The 1,301-nt window shown below is 59.6% G+C and carries 2 protein-coding genes; both read right to left on the bottom strand.

Annotation, left to right across the window (positions count from 1 at the left end):
* A partial coding sequence (locus tag M2S36_RS23915) for an immunoglobulin-like domain-containing protein (protein WP_333957982.1) occupies positions 1-444 on the bottom strand: 444 nt, incomplete at its 3' end.
* Positions 445-517: 73 nt separating this feature from the next.
* The coding region (locus M2S36_RS23910) for an immunoglobulin-like domain-containing protein (RefSeq protein ID WP_333957981.1) at positions 518-1,301 on the bottom strand (784 nt) is incomplete at its 5' end.

Raw genomic sequence — 1,301 nt, 5'->3', positions numbered from 1 at the left:
CAGCGCCTGGTTGATGTGCACGGTGAAGGTCGGATTGACGTTCTCGGCCACCGAGGCCTGATCGGCGGTGATGGTGACCTGCACCAGGTCGCCTTGGTTGCCGGTACCCGGGGTGCCCGAGCCAGGTTCGTCGGTGACGGTGGTGCTGACCTTGGTTTCGTCCAGCGTCAGCTGTTCGAATTTCCATGCATCAGCGCCACTGACGTATTTCAAGCTCTGCTCGACCGGAGCGTTCGCACCGCTATAGACATTGTCCGGGGCAGTCACGGTGACCGAACCAGTCGTGCCGTTGGCCGGCACGGTGATAACGGTCTTGCCGTCGCTCAGCGTGAAGGTCAGGGCCGAGTGGTTGTTGATCGGCAGACCGTCTTTGTTGGTCAGCGTGATGGTGTAGGTGATCTGTCCACCTTCGCTGACAGTCTCGGTTGCTGTCAGTTTTGCCACAACTTCGTCGATTGTGTCGGTCACCTTGACCGAAGCGTCGCCGCCCAGTTGCAGGTTCTCGAAGGTACGACCATCAACGTCCGACAGCGGACTTGATGCCCAGGGAAATTTCGCCGCTATCCAGATAGACGTCGTCACCCTGTGCCGCATGGACATAAGGTTCGCTCGAAGTCTGACCGGCTTTGATGGTGACCTGTGCATCGTTACTCAGGGTCACGACAAGGTCATGATCCAGTGCAGTGTTGATATGCACAGTGAAGCTCGGTTTGACGTTCTCGGCTACCGAAGTCTGGTCGGCAGTGATGGTGACCTTGACCAGGTCGCCTTCGTTGCCGGTGCCCGGGGTACCCGAACCAGGCTCGTCGGTGACCTCGGTGCTAACCTTGGTTTCGTTCAACGTCAGGTGCTCGAATTTCCACGCATCAGCGCCGCTGACGTATTTCAGGCTCTGCTCGACCGGTGCGTTCGCACCGGTATAGACGTTGTCCGGGGCAGTCACGGTGACCGAACCAGTCGTGCCGTTGGCCGGCACGGTGATGACGGTCTTGCCGTCGCTCAGGGTGAAGGTCAATGCCGAGTGGTTGCTGATCGGCAGACCGTCTGGGTTGCTCAGGGTCACGGTGTAGGTGATCACGCCACCTTCGGTGACGGTCTCGGTTGCTGTCAGTGTGGCCACAACTTCGCTGATCGTGTCAGTAACCTGAACCGAGGCGGCGCCACCCAACTGCAGGTTTTCGAACGGCCGACCATCGACATCCACCGCCGAGGTGATGCCGAGGGTGATTTCGCCGCTATCCAGATAGACGTCATCGCCCTGCGCAGCATGGGTGTACGGGGCACTGGTTTCGCCAGCCTTG

This window comes from Pseudomonas sp. SF2 (assembly GCF_036858055.1).
GTDB lineage: Bacteria > Pseudomonadota > Gammaproteobacteria > Pseudomonadales > Pseudomonadaceae > Aquipseudomonas.
Note: the sequence above shows the minus strand (reverse complement) of the source record. Positions and strands in the feature narration are given on the sequence as shown.